Source organism: Acidovorax sp. MR-S7, from assembly GCF_000400995.2.
In the GTDB taxonomy this organism is placed as follows: Bacteria; Pseudomonadota; Gammaproteobacteria; order Burkholderiales; family Burkholderiaceae_C; genus MR-S7.
On sequence record NZ_DF238908.1, the window covers coordinates 100808 to 118972 of the forward strand.

The following is an 18165-nucleotide window of genomic DNA, read 5'->3' on the forward strand; positions in this document are numbered from 1 at the left end:
GGCATGGCCATCGCGCTGCGCGGCGTGAGCAAGCACTACGGTGCGCTGCACGCGGTGGACGGCGTTGATCTCGCCATCCCGCGCGGCGAGATCTTCGGCCTGATCGGCCACAACGGCGCGGGCAAGAGCACACTCTTCAAGATGATGCTGGGCCTGGTGCCGGCCACGCAGGGCGACATCCGCATCGGCGGCGCCACGGTCACCGGGCGCGGCTTTCGCGCCGCGCGTCGCCACCTGGGCTACCTGCCCGAGAACGTGGTGCTCTACGACAACCTCGACGGGCTGGAGACGCTGCGCTTCTTCGCCCGCCTGAAGGGCGCGCCGCTCGCGCAATGCCCTGCCATGCTGGAGCGCGTGGGCCTGGCGCACGCCGGCAGGCGCCCGGTGCGCGAATACTCCAAGGGCATGCGCCAGCGCCTGGGCTTCGCGCAGGCGCTGCTGGGCAGCCCGCGCGTGCTGTTCCTCGACGAGCCCACCAACGGCCTGGACCCGCAGGCCATCCGCGACTTCTACGCCACCTTGCGCACCCTGCAGGCCGAAGGGGTCACGGTGGTCATCACCTCGCACATCCTGGCCGAGCTGCAGGAGCGCGTGGACCGCCTGGCCATCCTCGCCTCGGGCAAGGTGCAGGCCGTGGGCAGCGTGCAGGCGCTGCGCGAGCAGATGCGCATGCCCCTGTCCATCACCCTGGCGCTGGACGAGGGCGGCGTGCCCGCCGCGCGGCAGGCGCTGGCCGCACTGCCCCACGTCGCCTGCACCGCCGCGGAAGGCGGCCTGCGCCTGGACTGCCCGCGCGAACAGAAGATGGCCGTGCTCGCCGCCCTCGCCCCCCTGGGCGCACGGCTGCTGGACCTGCAGATTCAGGAACCCTCGCTCGAAGACGTGTACTTCGGCCTGCGCGAAAGCTGAGCCATGGAATTCACCCAAATCCTCACCATCGCGGCCAAGGAATTCCGCGACCGCATGCGCAACCGCTGGGTGCTGGCGGTGGCCCTGGTCTTCACCGTGTTCTCGCTGGTCATCGCCTACTTCGGCGGCGCGCAGCAGGGGCAGGTGGGCTTTCGCTCCATCGAGTTCACCATCGCCAGCCTGGTCAGCCTGGTGATCTACCTGATCCCGCTGATCGCGCTGCTGCTGGGCTTCGACGCCATCGTGGGCGAGCGCGAGCGCGGCTCGCTCGACCTGCTGCTGGCCCTGCCCATCACGCGCCTCGAATTGCTGCTGGGCAAGTACCTGGGGCTGGCGGGCGCGCTCACGCTGTCCACCGTGGCCGGCTTCGGGCTGGTGGCCGTGCTGCTGTGGCGGCACATGAGCGGCGCGGCGCTCTACCACTACGGCGGCTTCATGCTCAGCTCGGTGCTGCTGGGGCTGGCCTTCCTCAGCCTGGCGGTGCTCATCTCCGTGCTGGCGCGCGAGCGCACGCGCGCCTCGGGCCTGGCCATCGCCACCTGGTTCTTCTTCGTGCTGGTGTTCGACCTGCTGCTGCTGGGCCTGCTCGTCACCACCGGCGGGCAGTTCGCGGGTGACGCGTTCGCCTGGCTGCTGCTGCTCAACCCGGCGGACGTGTTCCGCATCCTCAACGTGTTCTCGCTCGACGACGTGCGCACGCTCTACGGCCTGGCCAGCGTCGTGCCCTCGTCGCTGGGCAGCCCGGCGGTCATGGGCGGCGTGATGCTCGCCTGGATCGCGCTGCCGCTCGCCCTCGCCACCTGGAGATTCAAGCCATGACCTGTTCCTGCATCACCCGCCGCCGCGCGCTCGGCACGCTGGGCCTTGCCGCCTTCACCACGCTGCTGGCCGCCTGCGGCGACAAGGCGGGCGAAGCCCAGTCGCTCGCCCCCGTGGAGATCGACCGCTCCACCAGCTGCGAGCTCGACGGCATGCTGCTGGCCGACTACCCCGGCCCCAAGGCGCAGATCCACTACGCGGGGCAGGACAAGCCCGCCTTCTTCTGCGATACGGTGGAGCTGTTCAATACCCTGCTCGCGGCCGAGCAGGTGCGTGCCATCCGCGCCGTCTACGTGCAGGACATGGGCCAGGCCGACTGGAACGAGCCCCGGGGCTACTGGATCGACGCCAAGGCCGGCATCTACGTGCTGGGCGGCAAGCGCCACGGCTCGATGGGGCCGACCATCGCCAGCTTCGCGCAGGAGCCCGATGCCGCGAAGTTCGCCGCCGAGCACGGCGGCAAGGTGCTGCGCTTTGCCGAGATCACGCGCGACATGGTGGACCTGAGCGGTGGCGCCCTGCACGACACCCGCATGTAGCCGCCGCGCCCTGCTGGCCGGCGGCCTGGGCGCCCTCGCCACGCTGGGCTTCGGCGGCGCCTGGGCCGTGCGCCGCGCGCAGCGCATGCCGGCCGGGGCGCCGCCGGACGACGTGTGCATCGTCGCCCCGCCCACACCCTACGACAGCGCCTCGGGCCTCGCGCCCACGCAGCCGCGCCCCGTTCCCACGGGCGCGCGCTGCCCGGTGTGCGGCATGTTCCCCACGCGCGCCCCCGAATGGGCAGCGCAGCTCATCTTCGCCGACGGCGACGCGCATTTCTTCGATTCGCCGCTGTCGCTGTTCATGTACCTGCAGGACATGGGGCGCTACAGCCCCGGCCGCGACGCCGCGCAGGTCGCGGCGCTCTACGTCACCGATGCGGGAGACGGCACGGCCGCGCGCTGGACGGATGCGCGCGCCGCCTTCTACGTGCACGGCTCCGACGCCCGGGGCCCCATGCGCGCGGGCAACCTGCCGGCCTTTGCCGCACGCGAGGCGGCGCAGGCATTCGCCGCGCGGCGCGGCGGCACGGTGCTGGCCTTTGATGCGGTGGACGCCGCGCTGGTCGCCACGCTGGCCGGTCCGGGTAGGCACCGGCATTGATTCAAAAACGATAGCTGCTTGCGCTTTCAGCTCCTGGGTTTCGGTATGAAAACCACCTGAAACCCTTGCCAGTCAAGCGCTGGCAGCTCCTGTTTTTGAGAAAGTGCCCTATTCGACCGGCTGCGGCGCCTTGAACAGGGCCGCCACCTTGCGCCGGGGCTTGATGTTGGCGGAGATGCCGCGGCCCGTGCCGGCGGCCTTGGGCGCCGCCTCCCAGGTGGGGGCTGCGGCGACCGCGCTGGGCTCGTAGGGCTTGTCGAAGAACGGGTCGCGCGGCGCGGCGGCCGGACGATAGCCGCCGGAGCGCGGCTCGCGGCGCTCGCGCTCGCGCGGCGCACGCGGGTCGTCCTCGCGCTCGCGGCGGTGGCCGTCGTTGTAGCGTCCGCGCGGGCGTTCTTCCTCGAACCGGACCGGCTCCAGCTCGATCTTCTTCTTGATGAGCTTCTCGATGTCGGCCACCAGGCGCGCGTCGCTGCTGGCCACCAGCGTGACGGCCAGGCCCGAGGCGCCGGCGCGGCCCGTGCGGCCGATGCGGTGAACGTAGTCCTCGGCGTTGAAGGGCACGTCGAAGTTGAACACCGCGGGCACGTCCTTGATGTCCAGGCCGCGCGCGGCCACGTCGGTGCAGACCAGCAGGTCCACCTCGCCGCTCTTGAAGGAGTCCAGCGCCTTCAAGCGCTCGTCCTGGCTCTTGTCTCCGTGCAGCGCGGTGGTCTTCAAGCCGTCGCGCTCCAGGCTGCGGGCCAGGCGCGCGCAGCCGAGCTTGCTGTTGACGAAGACGAAGGCCTGCTTGAGGCCGCGCTCGTTCAGCACATGGCGGATCGCGCGGCGCTTGTCGTCGCCGTCCACGCTGAAGAAGCGCTGCTCCACGGTGGAGGCGGTCTCGTTGGGCCGCGCCACCTCTATGGTGATGGGGTCCTGCAGGTAGCTGCCGGCCAGGCGCTTGATCTCGGGCGAGAAGGTGGCCGAGAACAGCAGCGTGGTGCGCTGCTTGGGCAGGTACGACAGGATGCGCTGCAGGTCGGGCAGGAAGCCGATGTCCAGCATGCGGTCGGCCTCGTCGAGCACCACGTACTCGACTTGATTGAGCACCGCGTTCTTGGCCTCGATGTGGTCCAGCAGGCGCCCGGGCGTAGCCACCAGCACCTCGACGCCCTTCTTGAGCTCGATGGTCTGGGGCTTCATGTCCATGCCGCCGAACACCACCGCGCTGCGCAGCTTGGTGTACTTGGCATAGAGCGCGATCTGCTGGGCCACCTGGTCGGCCAGCTCGCGCGTGGGCAGCAGCACCAGGGCGCGCACGGGGTGGCGCGCGGGCGAGGCCGAGCTGTTCTCGTGCTGCAGCAGGCGCTGCAGCAGCGGCAGCGAGAAGGCCGCCGTCTTGCCCGTGCCGGTCTGCGCCGCGCCCATCACGTCCTTGCCCGTCAGCACGACGGGAATCGCCTGGGCCTGGATGGGCGTCATGTTCTCGTAGCCCATTTCGGCTACGGCGCGCTTGAGGGGTTCCGCCAGCGCAAGGGAGGAGTAGGGTTGTGTCATCAAGCCGCTATTGTCGCACTGCAGCAGAAACGGGCGCCAGCGCCTGTTGCTGCAGCCACTGGCCGAACAGCTCGCTGGCCGGGTGCTGGGCCTGCGCCCGGCGCCAGCACAGGTAGTATCCGCGGCCCGTGGAGGCGCGGATGCCCAGGGGCGCGACCAGCCGGCCCGCGCGCAGGTCGTCGTGCACCATGCACTCCTGCACCACCGCCACGCCCATGCCCGCGCGGGCGGCGTCCACCATGTTGATGACCAGATCGAACCCGCAGCCCAGCCGCTGGCCCGCCAGGTCCAGGTGCGCCGCCCGGGCCCAGATGTTCCAGTTGTCGGGGTGCGCGGAGTGGTAGAGCAGCGGCTGGCGCAGCACGTCCTGCGCGCAGCGGATGCCCCGCGCCACGTCCGGCGTGCAGACCTCCAGGATCTCGCGGCCGATGAGGTAGCGCGCGGCGATCTGGCGCGGCCACTGCTGGCGCAGGCTGCGCTTCACGTCGATCCACAGGTCCACGTCCTCGCGCGTGAAATCCTCGTCGTGCCGGTACTGGCGGAATTCGATCCCGATCTCGGGGTGGCTGCGGCGAAAGTCCTCCAGCCGGGGCATGAGCCAGAGGTTGCCCAGGCTGGTGACCACCGACAGCTGCAGCCGCAGGCGCTCGCGCGGCTTGCGCAGGCGCATGCCGGCCGTCTCCAGCGCACGCACGTGCCGCGCTGTCATGCGCTGCAGGTCCGTGCCCAGCGGCGTCAGCACAACCCCGCCGCTGCCCCGGATGAATACCTCCTGCCCCAGGTCGGCCTCCAGACGCGCCACGGCCCGGCTCACGGCCGCCTGGGTGACGCACAGTTCCTGCGCGGCACGGCGGAAGCTCCCGGTGCGCGCCACGGCCAGGAAGGAATGCAGTTCGACGAGGGAGGGGCTCTGGATGCGCATGGAGCGTGTGGAGGGTCTTTACATCAGGTCATCGGCCGCGACCGAAATGTCGATTGTCGGGCATGCGCCCGGCCACTAGCATCGCGGCCGGAAAAATACAAGGAGCCCTCGAATGCTGAAAAAAATTTGGCGCGCCGCCGCCATCGCCGCCAGCCTGGCGCTCGCCGCCACCGCACCCGTCCACGCGCAGGCGGCCTGGCCGGGCAAGCCCATCAAGTTCATCGTGCCCACGCCGCCCGGCGGCAGCCCCGACATCATCAGCCGCCTGCTGGCCGACGAGCTGCAAAAGCAGCTCGGCCAGGCCGTGGTGGTGGAGAACCGCCCGGGCGGCGGCGGCGGCATCGGCATGACGGCCATCGCCCGCTCCGCGCCCGACGGCTACACCATCGGCTACGGCAACGTGAACACGCTGGCCATCAACCGCACGCTGTTCAAGAAGCTGGCCTACGACGTGGACCGCGACATCGCGCCCATCGCGCAGTTCTCGTCCACCTCCAACCTGCTCGTGGTGCGCCCCTCGCTGGAGGCGAAGAACGTGCAGGAGCTGCTGGACTGGATCCGCAAGCAGCCCCCCGGCACGGTGACCGGCGCATCGCCCGGCGTGGGCACCACGGGGCACATGAGCCTGGCGCTGTTCGAGCAGCTCGCGGGCGTGAAGCTCAACCATATCCCCTACCAGGGCTCGTCGGCCGCCTACCAGGACCTGATCGGCAACCGCGTGGACATCATGTTCGACAACATCGGCCCGCTGTCCACCTACGTGAAGGCCGGCACGCTGCGCGCTCTGGGCTACACGGCCGAGAAGCGCTCGTTCCTCTTCCCCGAGATCCCCACGATGCAGGAGGCCGGCGTGAAGGACTTCCTGATGAGCGCCTGGGGCGGCATCGTGGCGCCCGCGGGCACGCCCAGGGAGGTGGTCCAGCGCCTGAACAAGGAGATCAACACCGCCATGAAGGGCAAGACCATGACCGAGGCGTTCGCCAAGATCGGCAACACCACGGTCGAGGGCTCGGTGGAGGACTTCACGCGCTTCATCCGCGCCGAGACGGACAAGTGGGCCGTCGTGGTCAAGCACACCGGCGCCTCGCTCGACTGATGAAGATCGCCCGCATCACCCTGCGCCACGTGCGCATGCCGTTCCGGCATGCGTTCTCCACGTCGCGCTGGACGCTCACGCACAAGGACGCGATCCTCGTCGAGGCCGCCACCGACGGCGGCCTCACCGGCTGGGGCGAGTGCGTCGCCCTCGCCTACCCCGACTATTGCTACGAAAGCACGGCCATCAACGCGCTGGTGCTGCGCGAGTACCTCGTCCCGCTGGTGCTGGGGCAGGAACTGGCGGACGCGCAGGCGCTGTGGGACGCGATGTCACCCGTGGCCGGCCACCGCATCGCCAAGGCGGGGCTGGAATGCGCGTTCTGGGACCTGGACGCGCAGGCACGCGGCCAATCGCTCAGCACGCGCCTCGGCGGCACGCGCGAGCGCGTGGAAACCGGCGTCTCGGTCAGCGTGCACGACACGCCCGAGGCGCTGCTGCGCAGCGTGGAAGGCTACCTGCGCGAGGGCTACGGGCGCGTCAAGCTCAAGATCAAGCCCGGCAAGGACCTGGTGGAAACGGCCCTCGTGCGCAAGAACTGGCCCGGCCTGAAGCTGCAGGTAGACGGCAACGCCGCCTACACGCTGGAGCACCTGGACCGGCTCACCGGACTGGACGACCTGGGCCTGCTGCTCATCGAGCAGCCCCTGTCCAACGAAGACATCATCGACCACGCGCAGCTGCAGCAGCGCATGCGCACGGCCGTGTGCCTGGACGAGAGCATCCTGTCGGCCGACGACGCGCGCAAGGCGCTTTCCATCAGCGCCTGCCGCATCATCAACATCAAGCCGGGCCGCGTGGGGGGCGTGCGCGAATCCGTGCGCATCCACGACCTGTGCCGCGCGCAGGGCGTACCGGTGTGGATGGGCGGCATGTTCGAGACCGGCATCGGCCGCGCGCTCAACGTGGCGGTGGCCTCGCTGCCGGGCTTCACGCTGCCGGGCGACATCTCGGCCTCGTCGAAGTATTTCGAGGAGGACATCGTGGAGGAGCCGTTCTCGCTCAACGCGGACAGCACCCTCACCGTGCCCACGGCGCCGGGCCTGGGCATCCGCGTGGATGCCCGGCGCCTCGCCAGGTACACCGTGGCCGAGGAAACGTTTACAGCGTCTGCGCGCTGAACGTATCGCAGGCCTGCACGCTGCCGGTCTTCATGCCCTGCGTGAACCAGCGCACGCGCTGCGCGCTGGAGCCGTGGGTGAAGGCGTCGGGCCGCACGGTGCCCGTCTGCTTGCGCTGCAGCGTGTCGTCGCCGATCTGCCCGGCGGCGTTCAGCGCGGACTCGATGTCGCTCTGGTCCAGCCAGTTCTTGGCCTGCTGCGAGTAGCGTGTCCAGATGCCGGCGTAGCAGTCGGCCTGCAGCTCCAGGCGCACCGACAGGGCGTTCTGCTCGCGCTGGCTCACGCGCCCGCGCATGCCGTCCACCTTGCCTGTGGCGCCCAGCAGGGTCTGCACGTGGTGGCCCACCTCGTGGGCGATCACGTAGGCGCGGGCGAACTCGCCCGGCGCGCCGAGCTGGCGGCTCATGGTGTCGAAGAAATCCATGTCCAGGTAGACCTTCTGGTCGCCGGGGCAGTAGAACGGCCCCATGGCGCTTTGCCCCGTGCCGCAGGCCGTGGGCGTGGCGCCGCGGAACAGCACCAGCTTGGGCGGGCGGTACTGCGCCCCGCCCTGCTGGAAGATCTGCGCCCACACATCCTCGGTGGAGGCCAGCACCGTGGAGACGAAGGCGGCGCTGCGGTCGTTCGCGGGCCGTGCCTTGGCGGGGCCCTGCTGCACCTGCGGCGCGCCGCCTCCGCCCGACAGCACGCCGATGGTCGTCAGCGGATTGATGCCGAACACGCCCCAGCCGATCAGCGCCACCACCACCGTGCCTATGCCGATGGAGCGCCCACCGAAACCGCCGCCTCCGCCGCCGCTGCCGCGGCGGTCCTCGACGTTGTCCGACTGACGATTGCCTTCCCATCTCATGAGCGTTCTCCAATGTGCGCACGGCGCAAGCCACGGATGTTACGCCCGCCCGGCAAGCGCCGCTGCCGCCCCGATGTGCGCAGCGCACCGCCCCGGCGGGGCGGTTCAAGAAAGTTCACATTCGCGGCGCGCCTACTGCGCGGCGGTCGCCAGGGTGGCCGGCGGCTGCAGCGTGCTGGTCACGTAGGTCGCGGCCGTGGCGGCGGCTACGCGCGCATGGTGCTCCACCACCACGCCGATGGCCACCAGCTGCACGAGGATGACGGCCGTTCCCACCCAGACCACCCAGGGGGAGGAAGCCGGGGCGTCGGAGGAGGAAGCGGAAGATGGGGCATATGCCATGGAAGGCTCCGGTCGTTCAACTGGAGCCGATCGTAGGCAGCGCCCCGGCGCGCGCCCGGCGGATCACCGCCCGACGCGGCGTAGGACGCGGGCGGTGGTTCAGGCCTTGGGCAGCGTCACGCCGTGCTGGCCCTGGTACTTGCCGTTGCGGTCGCGGTAGCTCACGTCGCAGGGCTCGTCGCCTTGGAAGAACAGCACCTGCGCGCAGCCCTCGCCCGCGTAGATCTTGGCGGGCAGCGGCGTGGTGTTGCTGAATTCGAGCGTCACGTAGCCCTCCCACTCGGGCTCGAACGGCGTGACGTTGACGATGATGCCGCAGCGCGCATAGGTGCTCTTGCCCAGGCACACGGTGAGCACGTCGCGCGGGATGCGGAAATACTCCACCGTGCGCGCCAGCGCGAAGCTGTTGGGCGGGATGATGCAGTAGTCGCCCTCGAAATCGACGAAGCTCTTCTCGTCGAAGTTCTTCGGGTCCACCACGGTGCTGTGGATGTTGGTGAAGACCTTGAATTCACGCGCGCAGCGGATGTCGTAGCCGTAGCTGCTGGTGCCGTAGCTGATGATCTTGCGCCCCTCGCTCTCGCGCACCTGGCCGGGCTCGAAGGGCTCGATCATCCCGTGTTGCTCGGCCATGCGGCGGATCCATTTGTCGCTCTTGATGCTCATGAGGTCACTCCTGGCGCGCATTCTAGGCGAGGCCGCGCCGATAGCTACCCAAATGATAGCTGCCTGCGCTTGCCAGGCAAGCGCCAGAGGCCTTTTTCATGCAATGACCGTGCGCTCGATCAAACGGTCGTCGCCCAGCACGACCATGGCGAACAGCAGCTCGTCGAGGTCGCGCGCGTCGCCCGTGCGGCGCGCCAGCAGCGGCGTGGCCTGCGGGTCGAGCACGACGAAGTCGGCCTCGCAGCCCGGCTGCAGGTTGCCCACCACGCCCTCCAGGCCCAGCGCGCGCGCGGCGCCGGCCGTGTGCTGCCACCACAGGCGCTGGGGCGGCAGGCTCAGGCCCTGCTTGGCGTGGCCCTCGCGCCCCACGTAGTAGGCCGCGAGCATGGTGTGGAAAGGGCTGAAGCTGGTGCCGCCGCCCACGTCGCTGGCCAGCCCGTAGCCGAAGCCCACGCGGTCGGCGCCCGCGTAGTCGAAGAAGCCGCTGCCCAGGAACAGGTTGCTCGTGGGGCACACGGCCGCCACGGCACCGCGGTCGCGCATCAGGGCGCGGTCGTTGTCGTCGAAGTGGATGCAGTGGGCGTACACGGCGCGCTCGCGCATCAGGCCGAAGCCGTCGTACACGCCCAGGTAGCTGCGCGCGGCGGGAAAGAGTTCGCGCGCCCAGCGGATCTCGTCGCGGTTCTCGGCCACGTGGGACTGGATCCACACGTCCGCGTAGCGCGCGGCCAAGGCGCCGGCGCCGCGCAGCTGGGCCTCGGTGCTGGTGGGCGCGAAGCGCGGCGTGATGGCGTAGCCCAGGCGGCCCTGGCCGTGCCAGCGGCGGATGAGCGCCTCGGTGTCGACGAGCGATTGCTCGGTGGCGTCGCGCACGCCGTCGGGCGAATGGCGGTCCTGCAGCACCTTGCCGGCGATCAGGCGCAGCCTGCGGGCCTGCGCCTCGGCCATGAGCGCATCGACCGACTGCGGGTGCGAGGTGGCGAAGGTGAGCGCCGTGGTGACGCCGTTGCGCAGCAGCTCATCGAGGAAGAAGCGCGCCACGCCGGCGGCATAGTCCGCGTCGGCGAAGCGCGACTCGTGCGGGAACGTGTAGTTCTCCAGCCAGGGCAGCAGGCCGTCCGCGGGCGAGCCGATCACGTCGAGCTGCGGGTAGTGCACATGCATGTCCACGAAGCCCGGCGCAATGATGCGGCCGGGCCAGTGGGTCACCGGCGCCTCGCAATAGCGCGCGCGCAGCGCGCTCCAGGCGCCGGCGGCCTGCACGCGCTGCACGCCGCGCGCATCGGGGGCGACGGCCAGCAGGCCGTCTTCGTCGTACAGGGCCGTGCCGTCGTCGGAAAAGCGCAGGAGCGCGGAGCGGTAGAGGTGCATGGCCCCTAGCTTAAGGCGCCGCGCGCCGCCCGGTATGCGGCGCGCGCGATAGCGTTCATAACGCCGTCAGGGGGTGGGGGCGCCGCCCTCGTACCAGCGCTTGAAGGTGTCGCGCTCCGCATCGGTCAGCGCGCCGGGGTTGCCGAAGGGCATCTTGCGCAGCTGCACCACCTGCTGGTAGATCTGCTGCGCGTGGCCCTTCACGTCCTCGGGCGTGTCGAACTTCACGTTCTTCTGCGCGATGGTGTTGGCGCTGTGGCAGACCACGCAGTGCTTCTGCATGACCGCGTGCAGTTGCTCGTAGCCCGCGGCAGGCGCTGCGGCGGCAGACGGGGCCGCGGCGGCCGGTGCCGGGGCGGCCGCCTGCGGCGCGGGCTTGAGCCACGCGATCACGCCCAGCAGCACCGCCACGCCCACGGCGGCATATTTCCAGGGATGGGGGTTGCGACCCAGCTTGTAGCCGTGGCGCATCACGAAGAACTGGCGGATGGCCGCGCCCGCGAACATCATGAGGATCAGCACCAGCCAGTTCAGCTCGTGGCTGTACAGCCAGCCGTAGTGGTTGGACAGCATGGCGAACAGCACGGGCAGCGTGAAATAGGTGTTGTGCACGCTGCGCTGCTTGCCACGCTTGCCGTGGATCGGGTCGACCGGCTGGCCGGCCTTGAGCGCGGCGACGACCTTGCGCTGGCCGGGGATGATCCAGAAGAACACGTTCGCGCTCATCGAGGTGGCGAGCATCGCGCCCATGAGCAGGAAGGCCGCCTGGCCGGGGAAGATGTGGCAGGCCAGGACCGCCGCGATGCACACCAGCACGAGCACCAGCGCCCCCACGATGGCGTCGCCGTTCTTCTGCTGCCCGAACACGCGGCAGATGCCATCGTAGAGCAACCAGAACACCACCAGGAAGGCCAGCGCCGCCACGATGGCCATGGCGGGCGACATGAGCGGGTTGGCCGGGTGCACCAGGTAGATGCCGGCGTTCCAGAGGTAGGACACCGTGAGCAGCGCGAAGCCCGACAGCCACGTGGTGTAGCTCTCCCAGAAGAACCAGTGCAGATGGTCGGGCAGCTTGGGCGGCGCGACGTTGAACTTGACCGGGTGGTAGAACCCGCCGCCGTGCACGGCCCAGAGTTCGCCGTTCACGCCCTGCTTCTTCAGGTCTTCGTCGACGGGCGGCGTGAGGCTGCTGTCGAGGAACACGAAGTAGAACGAGGAGCCCACCCAGGCGATGGCGGTGATGACGTGCAGCCAGCGCAGCAGCAGATTGGCCCAGTCGAGAAAGTAGCTTTCCATAGTGTTTCAACCCGGTGGCGTGGGGCCACCCGAAAGCTGCTCACCACTGCGGGCGCTCTGAGCAGATGGATCAGGCCGCGCACCTTGGCATGAAAGCTACCGGGGCACCGCTGCGACCAATTTTGTGGACATGAAGTGTATGCAATTTTTGTTGCCGCCGCCACATCCGCCGACTCGGTAGTGACCCGCAGAAGGCAGCCTCACGGGATTTCAAGCCAAATCGGCCTCCAGCGCCTATGCAGCAAGCGCAAGCAGCTATCGATGCAGGAGCATCCGTCAGGTGACGGGCGCCGGGTTGAACAGCACGAGCTGGTTGTGCAGCTTCCAGTGCTCGGCCCAGGTCTTGCGGCGGCCGCTGGCCACGTCGAGCATGAGGCGGAACAGCTCCCAGCCCACGTCCTCGATGCTGGCGCCGCCGTCGGCGATGCGGCCGGCATTCACGTCCATCAGGTCGTGCCAGCGGCGCGCCAGGTCGCTGCGCGTGGCGACCTTGATCACCGGCACCGCAGCCAGCCCGTAGGGCGTGCCGCGCCCGGTGGTGAAGACGTGCAGGTTCATGCCGGCGGCCAGTTGCAGCGTGCCGCAGATGAAGTCGCTGGCGGGCGTGGCCGCGTACACCAGCCCGCGCACGATGCCGCGGTCCGCCAGCCGCTGCCCCGGCGACAGCACGCCCGTGATGGGCGCGGTGCCGCTCTTGACGATGGAGCCCATGGCCTTCTCGACGATGTTCGACAGCCCGCCTTTCTTGTTGCCGGGCGTGGTGTTGGCGCTGCGGTCCACCCGGCCCTTGTCCAGGTAGGCGTCGTACCAGGCCATCTCCGCGATCATGTCCCGCGCCACCCCGGGGGTGGCCGCGCGCGCGGTGAGCTGGTCGATGCCGTCGCGCACCTCGGTCACCTCGCTGAACATCACCGTGGCGCCCGCGCGCACCAGCAGGTCGGTGCAGAAGCCCACGGCCGGGTTGGCCGTGACGCCGCTGAACGCATCGCTGCCGCCGCACTGCACGCCCACCACGAGGGCACTGGCGGGCACGGTCTCGCGGCGGCGCCGGTTCAGCCGCTCCAGGTGCGCCTTGGCGCTTTCCATGATGGAGTCGATCATGCTCATGAAGCCGACGTGCGCCTCGTCCTGCAGGCAGACCACGTCCAGTTCGGGTTCACGTTCGTCCACGATGGGGAAGGTGCCCGGCGGCAGCAGCCGCTCGGGCTGCAGCTTCTCGCAGCCCAGGCTGACCACCATCACCTCGCCGCCGAAGTTGGGATTGCGGCTGATGTTGCGCAGCGTGCGCTGCGGAATCTCGGCACCCACGGCATCGATGGCCACGCCGCAGCCGTAGGTGTGCTCCAGGCCTACCACGTCATCAACGTGCGGATACTGTGGCAGCAGCTCGGCCTTGATGCGGCGCACCGCGAAGTCGAGCACGCCGGCCACGCACTGCACCGTGGTGGTGATGGCGAGGATGTTGCGCGTACCCACCGAGCCGTCGGCGTTGCGGTAGCCCTCGAAGGTATAGCCCTCCAGCGGCGGCGGCTCGGGCGGCTTCACCGTGGCGATGGGCAGGCCCTCCAGCGAGCGCGCCGCGGGCATCTCCAGCAGGCGCTCGTGCACCCAGCTCCCGGCGGGGATCGGCCGCGCGGCCCGGCCGATCACCACGTTGTAGCGCCGCACCGCGTCGCCCGCCGCCAGGTCGGCCAGCGCCACCTTGTGGCCCTGGGGCACCTTGTCGACCAGCACGAGGCCCGAGGGGAGCACGGTGCCAGCCGGCAGGCCGCCGTCGTTGGCGACGATGGCCACGTTGTCGCGCGCGTCCATCGCGATGCAGAGGGGGGGCTGGGTGCTCATCGTGCCGCGTTCCGGTCCGCTCACTCCGCCTTGATGCCCGCCGCCTTGATCACCTGCGCCCACTTGGTCACCTCGGCCTGCTGGTAGGCGCCGAGTTCGGCGGGCGTCATGGTGGAGGGGACCATGCCGAAGCTCTTGAGGCGGGCCTGGACCTCGGGCGTGGCGACGATCTTCATGATCTCCGCGTGCAGCCGGTCCACGATGGGCTTGGGCGTGCCCGCCGGGGCGAACACGGCCTGCCACGAGCCCATGTCGAAGCCCTTCTGGCCCGCTTCGGCGATGGTGGGCACGTCGGGCAGCGACTCCAGGCGCCTGGAGCTGGTGACGGCAATGGGGCGCAGCTTGCCGGACTGGATGTGGGGGCCCACGATCAGCGTGGTGTCGAACATCATGTCCACCTGGCCGCCCACCACGTCCTGCACGGCCGGGCCGCTGCCCTTGTAGGGCACGTGCGTGAACTTCACGCCCGACTGGTAGGCCAGCAGCTCCAGCGCCATGTGCGGCGAGGTGCCGGTGCCGGGCGACGCGGAAGACAGCCCGCCCGAGCCGGCCTTGGCCTTGCTGGCGGCGAGCACGTCGTCCAGCGTCTTGTAGGGGCTGGCCGACGGCACCACCAGCACCAGCGGCCCGGAGCCCAGCATGGCCACCGGCGTGAAAGACTTGATGGGGTCGTAGTCCAGCTTGGAATACAGGCTCACGTTGATGGAGTGCGAGCTGATGGTGCCGCCGAGGATGGTGTAGCCGTCCGCGGGCGCGCGGGCGGCCAGGCCCGAGCCCACGCTGCCGCCGGCGCCGCCCTTGTTCTCGATGACCACCGGCGTGCCCAGCGCCTGGCCCAGGGGCTGGGCGATCACGCGCGCCAGGGTGTCGGTGTTTCCGCCGGGCGGGAACGGCACCATGTAGGTGATGGGCTTGCCCGTGGGCCAGGCGCCCTGGGCCACGGCAGGCTGGGCGGCGAAGCTGCCGCCCAGCAGCAAGGCGCTGGCGGCGAGGGAACGGTGGATCAGCGTGCGGCGTTGCATGTCGGTTGTCTCCTGTCTTGATGGAAAAAAACTCAAAAGCGCGGCTGTTTGCCGGTGAAGGCGGGGTCGTACTTGCGCATCTGCCCCAGGTCGTCGCGGTTGCGGATGCCGCAGCGCAGGTAGTTGTCGTGCAGGCGGGCCAGGGCCTCGCGGTCCAGCGTGACGCCCAGGCCCGGCGCCGTGGGCACGCGCAGGCTGCCCTGCTCGAAGCGGAGGCGCCCGCCTTCGACGACTTCCTCGTCCTGCCAGGGGTAGTGCGTGTCGCAGGCGTAGGTGAGCAGCGGCACGCTGGCGCACAGGTGCGCCATGGCCACCAGGCTGATGCCCAGGTGCGAGTTGCTATGCATGGACAGGCCCAGGTCGAACGTGCGGCACAGCGTGGACAGCCGCTGCGTGGCGCGCAGGCCGCCCCAGTAGTGGTGGTCGCTGAGCACGATCTTCACGGGGCAGCCCATCTCGGCGTTGCGGCGGAACTCGGCGAAGTCCGTCACCACCATGTTGGTGGCCAGCGGCACGTCGCACGCGCGCGCCACGGCGGCCATGCCGTCCAGGCCCGGGGCCGGGTCTTCGTAGTACTCCAGCACGCCGCGCAGCTGCTGCACGATCCGCAGGCTGGTCTCCACCGTCCAGTTGGCGTTGGGGTCGATGCGCAGCGGCGTGCCGGGAAAGGCCTCTGCCAGCGCCAGGATGCCCGCGGCCTCCTGCTCGGGCGGCAGCGCGCCCGCCTTGAGCTTGATGCTCCGGAAGCCATGCTGCCCGATCATGCGCCGCGCCTGGGCCACGAGCTGGCCGGGCGTCAGCGCCTCGCCCCAGGCGTCCGGCGCATAGGGTGTGCCGATGTGCTCGGCGTACTTGTAGAACAGGTAGGCCGAAAACGGCACGCTGCCGCGCGCCGCCCCGCCCAGCAGATCGACGATGGGCGCCCGCGCCATCTGCCCTTGCAGGTCGAGCATGGCGACCTCGAACGCGCTGACCACCTTGGCCACCGTCTTGGAAACGTGCGTGCCCGGCGCCAGCGACACCTGCTGGCCCAGGAACTCCGAGGCCGTGAGCTTCGGGGGCGCCACCAGCGCCTCCACGCGGCGCTCCATCTCGCCCAGCGCCCAGGGCGACAGCCCCGCCAGCGCCGGCGCGGCCTTGGCCAGCGCATCCAGCATGGGCTGGTCGCCATAGCTCTCGCTGATGCCCACCAGGCCCGAGGCCGTCTCGATCTCGATGATGGAGCGCAGCGCCCAGGGCTCGTGGATGCCCGCCGCGTTCAGCAGCGGCGGATCGCGAAAGGCAATGGGCGTGATGCGGACGTGGCGGATCGCGTGGGAGGTGCTCATCGGAGGCGGGGCATGAAATATGTCATCAGACAACCTACAACGCATTATGATCAAAGCATGAATGCGCCGTCCACGGGATTACCCTCGCCCACCCCCGCCTCCCGCGAATCCCTGCGCGGCAAGTCCGGCCGCAACGGCCGCAGCCTGGCCAACCTGCTCTCCGAGGAATTCGAGAACAAGATCCGCCAGGGCCTGCTGCGCGAGGGCGACCGCCTGCCTACCGAGTCGGAGCTGGTGCGCAGCTACGACGTGAGCCGCACCGTGGTGCGCGAGGCGATCTCCAAGCTGCAGGCCGCCGGCCTGGTGGAGACGCGCCACGGCATCGGCACCTTCGTGCAGGCCGTGCGCGAGGGCGCGGGGCTCACGCTCAACGCGCGGGAGCTCAGCGAATCGGTGGACGTGCTGGCCGTGCTGGAGCTGCGCATCAGCCTGGAAACCGAGGCGGCAGGCCTGGCCGCGCAGCGCCGCAGCGACGCCCACCTGCAGGCCATGCAGCAGGCGCTGCGGGCGTTCGAGCGCAACGCCGCGGGCGGCGGCGACACCATCGCGCCGGACCTCGCCTTCCACCTGGGCATCGCGCAGGCCACGGGCAACCCGTATTTCGAGAGCATCCTGGCGCACTTCGGCGCGCAGTTGATCCCGCGCACGCGCATCACCTCCATCCAGTCGCCGGGGCGCGACCCCGACTACCTGCACCGCGTGAACCGCGAGCACGAGGAGATCTTCAACGCCATCGAGCGGCAGGACGCCGACTCGGCCCGCGCCGCCATGCGCATCCACCTCACCAACTCCCGCGAGCGGCTGCGCCTCGCGCAGAAGCGCAGCGCGCCCGCCGCCTGAAGGCGGCGCGACAGGCTTGCGCTTGCCATCTCATGTTGTATGATGACGTACAACATCAACCAAGGAGACAACCCATGCACCCTCGCCTCACCCGCCGCGCGGCCGCCGCCGCACTCGCCAGCCTGTGCGCGGCCCCGCTGTGCATCGCCGCCCAGCCCGCGCCCGCCTGGCCCACCCGGCCGCTGAAGATCGTGGTGCCCTACCCGCCCGGCGGCAGCTCCGATATCATCGCGCGCTCGATCAGCCAGCCGCTGTCGGAGATGCTGGGGCAGCCAGTGATCGTGGAGAACAAGCCCGGCGCCAACGGCAACCTGGGCGCGGACTTCGTGGCCAAGGCGCCCGCCGACGGCTACACCCTGCTGCTGTGCGACCTGGGCGCGCTGGCCATCAGCCCGTCGGTCTACACCAAGCTGCCGTTCAACCCGTCCAAAGACTTGCGCGGCGCGGCCATGCTGGCCTATTCGCCGCACCTGCTGGTGGTGCACCCCTCGGTGAAGGCCAACACGCTCAAGGAGCTGGTGGAGCTGTCCAAGACCAGCGACCTGAACTTCGCCGTGACGGCCACCGGCAGCGCCCCGCACCTGGCCGGCGTGGAACTGGCCCGCGCCACGGGCGCCAAGTGGCAGTACGTCCCCTACAAGGGCGGCGTGCAGTCGGTGCAGGACACGGTGGCGGGCCAGACCCAGGTGCTGATGAACGGCATGCTGGCCACCTACCCCCATGTGCAGAGCGGCAAGCTCAAGCTGCTGGGCGTGTCCAAGCGCGAGCGCATGCCGCTGATCGGCGCCGTGCCCACCATCGCCGAGCAGGGCGTGGCCGGCTACGAGACCGGCACCTGGCAGGGCGTGATGCTGCGCGCGGGCACGCCGGACGGCATCGCCCGCCGCATCCACGAATCGCTGGTCACCGCCATCCGCTCGCCCGAGGTGCGCTCGCGCCTGGCCGGCCAGGGCGCCGAGGTGGTGACCATGGCCCCCGCCGAGGTGGACCGTTTCTTCGCCGCCGAGCGCGCCCGCTGGGCCAAGGTCGTGCAGCAGGAGAACCTGCAGCTCGACTGAC

At 70.0% G+C, this 18165-nt stretch carries 18 protein-coding genes; 8 read left to right on the forward strand and 10 right to left on the reverse strand.

Annotated elements, in window-relative coordinates:
* The first annotated feature begins 3 nt into the window (after positions 1–3).
* From AVS7_RS06445 to AVS7_RS06460, 4 genes are read left to right on the forward strand one after another with little or no spacing between them, the layout of a single operon-like run.
* Positions 4–909 (forward strand): ABC transporter ATP-binding protein, encoded by a 906-nt coding sequence (locus tag AVS7_RS06445; RefSeq protein WP_020227607.1) that lies wholly within the window; start codon positions 4–6, stop codon positions 907–909.
* A 3-nt stretch (positions 910–912) separates the two neighbouring features.
* A complete protein-coding gene (locus AVS7_RS06450) occupies positions 913–1728 on the forward strand; it encodes an ABC transporter permease (protein ID WP_020227608.1) in 816 nt (271 codons plus the stop codon).
* A complete protein-coding gene (locus tag AVS7_RS06455; RefSeq protein ID WP_020227609.1) occupies positions 1725–2267 on the forward strand; it encodes a nitrous oxide reductase accessory protein NosL in 543 nt (180 codons plus the stop codon). The genes AVS7_RS06450 and AVS7_RS06455 overlap by 4 nt, the downstream gene beginning before the upstream one ends.
* Positions 2239–2871, forward strand: coding sequence for a nitrous oxide reductase accessory protein NosL (locus tag AVS7_RS06460; RefSeq protein WP_020227610.1), 633 nt, complete (start codon positions 2239–2241; stop codon positions 2869–2871). The genes AVS7_RS06455 and AVS7_RS06460 overlap by 29 nt, the downstream gene beginning before the upstream one ends.
* A gap of 108 nt (positions 2872–2979) precedes the next feature.
* On the opposite strand, the gene AVS7_RS06465 is transcribed toward AVS7_RS06460, so the two are convergent.
* Positions 2980–4410 carry a DEAD/DEAH box helicase gene (locus AVS7_RS06465; protein ID WP_024001050.1) on the reverse strand — a complete coding sequence of 477 codons (1431 nt, stop codon included), beginning with the start codon at positions 4408–4410 and terminating at the stop codon, positions 2980–2982.
* A gap of 7 nt (positions 4411–4417) precedes the next feature.
* A complete protein-coding gene (locus tag AVS7_RS06470) occupies positions 4418–5332 on the reverse strand; it encodes a LysR substrate-binding domain-containing protein (protein ID WP_020227612.1) in 915 nt (304 codons plus the stop codon).
* A 112-nt stretch (positions 5333–5444) separates the two neighbouring features.
* On the opposite strand from AVS7_RS06470, the gene AVS7_RS06475 reads away from it, so the two are divergent.
* Positions 5445–6428 carry a tripartite tricarboxylate transporter substrate binding protein gene (locus AVS7_RS06475; protein WP_020227613.1) on the forward strand — a complete coding sequence of 328 codons (984 nt, stop codon included), beginning with the start codon at positions 5445–5447 and terminating at the stop codon, positions 6426–6428.
* Entirely contained in the window at positions 6428–7549 is a 1122-nt protein-coding gene (menC, locus tag AVS7_RS06480) for an o-succinylbenzoate synthase (protein WP_020227614.1), read from the forward strand. The genes AVS7_RS06475 and menC overlap by 1 nt, the downstream gene beginning before the upstream one ends.
* Here menC and AVS7_RS06485 read toward each other — a convergent pair.
* The 8 genes from AVS7_RS06485 to AVS7_RS06515 form a co-directional block, all read right to left on the reverse strand.
* A complete protein-coding gene (locus tag AVS7_RS06485; protein WP_020227615.1) occupies positions 7530–8399 on the reverse strand; it encodes a neutral zinc metallopeptidase in 870 nt (289 codons plus the stop codon). The two genes, menC and AVS7_RS06485, sit on opposite strands and share 20 nt — an antisense overlap.
* 132 nt (positions 8400–8531) lie before the next feature.
* On the reverse strand, positions 8532–8741 hold the full coding sequence (locus tag AVS7_RS24285; protein WP_024001051.1) for a hypothetical protein: 210 nt from the start codon (positions 8739–8741) through the stop codon (positions 8532–8534).
* Between the two features lie 99 nt (positions 8742–8840).
* Positions 8841–9407: a dCTP deaminase gene (dcd, locus tag AVS7_RS06490; RefSeq protein ID WP_020227617.1), complete on the reverse strand. Its 567-nt coding sequence runs from the start codon at positions 9405–9407 to the stop codon at positions 8841–8843.
* A 96-nt stretch (positions 9408–9503) separates the two neighbouring features.
* Positions 9504–10778: a guanine deaminase gene (guaD, locus tag AVS7_RS06495; RefSeq protein ID WP_020227618.1), complete on the reverse strand. Its 1275-nt coding sequence runs from the start codon at positions 10776–10778 to the stop codon at positions 9504–9506.
* 66 nt (positions 10779–10844) lie between these two features.
* Positions 10845–12074, reverse strand: a complete 1230-nt coding sequence (locus AVS7_RS06500) for a urate hydroxylase PuuD (protein ID WP_020227619.1) — start codon at positions 12072–12074, stop codon at positions 10845–10847.
* A 276-nt stretch (positions 12075–12350) separates the two neighbouring features.
* Complete coding sequence (gene garD, locus AVS7_RS06505) at positions 12351–13916, reverse strand: galactarate dehydratase (protein WP_020227620.1); 1566 nt, start codon at positions 13914–13916, stop codon at positions 12351–12353.
* Positions 13917–13936: 20 nt separating this feature from the next.
* Positions 13937–14938 (reverse strand): tripartite tricarboxylate transporter substrate binding protein, encoded by a 1002-nt coding sequence (locus tag AVS7_RS06510; RefSeq protein WP_020227621.1) that lies wholly within the window; start codon positions 14936–14938, stop codon positions 13937–13939.
* A 32-nt stretch (positions 14939–14970) separates the two neighbouring features.
* The gene (locus tag AVS7_RS06515; protein ID WP_020227622.1) at positions 14971–16266 is read right to left on the reverse strand and encodes a glucarate dehydratase family protein; all 1296 of its coding nucleotides are present in this window, start codon (positions 16264–16266) and stop codon (positions 14971–14973) included.
* A 57-nt stretch (positions 16267–16323) separates the two neighbouring features.
* On the opposite strand from AVS7_RS06515, the gene AVS7_RS06520 reads away from it, so the two are divergent.
* Together AVS7_RS06520 and AVS7_RS06525 are read left to right on the forward strand one after the other, a co-directional pair.
* Positions 16324–17106 (forward strand): FadR/GntR family transcriptional regulator, encoded by a 783-nt coding sequence (locus AVS7_RS06520; RefSeq protein WP_020227623.1) that lies wholly within the window; start codon positions 16324–16326, stop codon positions 17104–17106.
* Between the two features lie 74 nt (positions 17107–17180).
* Positions 17181–18164: a tripartite tricarboxylate transporter substrate binding protein gene (locus tag AVS7_RS06525; RefSeq protein ID WP_020227624.1), complete on the forward strand. Its 984-nt coding sequence runs from the start codon at positions 17181–17183 to the stop codon at positions 18162–18164.
* Position 18165: the final 1 nt, after the last annotated feature.